We start from the raw sequence: 670 nt of genomic DNA on the forward strand, positions 1-670 counted from the left end.
TCCGGGTGACCTACAACATCGTGGAGGACACGGACGACGGGCTCAAGGCCGACCCGTACTTCCAGAGCTGGATCGCCAACGCCCCGAAGATCTTCCCGGGTTATGAGCCCGTCCGGGCCGACGGCCGGATCCAGGGCCTCACCGGCGCCACCCTCGACGGTGACATGGAGGCCCACACCTCGCAGGGGTGGTGGGAGGCCGTCGGGATCCCCGCCTACCCGGTGATCGATCCCAACGGGGTGATGACGGACCCCCTGGGGGGGAGCCAGAAGCGGAACCCGTACCTCACCGGGGACGTGAAGGTGTACGACCAGGCCACGGGGGCGCTGCTCGCCGAGACGAACACGGTGGTGCCGGTGGCCTTCGGCGGCTGCTGCGGCTGTCACCTCCAGGTGGCGGCGGACTACGGCTATCCCTCGGATCCGCGCGGGTCGTTCGACGTGATGGGGATGCTCCACGAGCAGAACGGGAGCGGGATCAACATCGCGCAGATCGACGTGGACGGTGACGGGATCGGCGGTCCCATCCGGTGTTCCTGGTGCCACGTGGACCCGGCCATGGGCGAGAGCTCGGCGCCGGGGGTTCCGGGGCACCCGGAGTACAGCACCTCGAAGTACACCTTCTCCGACGTGGTGCACCGGTTCCACGCCCAGAGCGCGGCGGTCCAGGC

The 670-nt window shown here is 69.3% G+C and carries 1 pseudogene; it reads left to right on the forward strand.

Annotation, left to right across the window (positions count from 1 at the left end):
- Nucleotides 1–670, forward strand: a pseudogene (locus tag HCU62_RS11580) (hypothetical protein); the annotation flags it as partial.

Source organism: Dissulfurirhabdus thermomarina (assembly GCF_012979235.1).
Lineage (GTDB): Bacteria > Desulfobacterota > Dissulfuribacteria > Dissulfuribacterales > Dissulfurirhabdaceae > Dissulfurirhabdus > Dissulfurirhabdus thermomarina.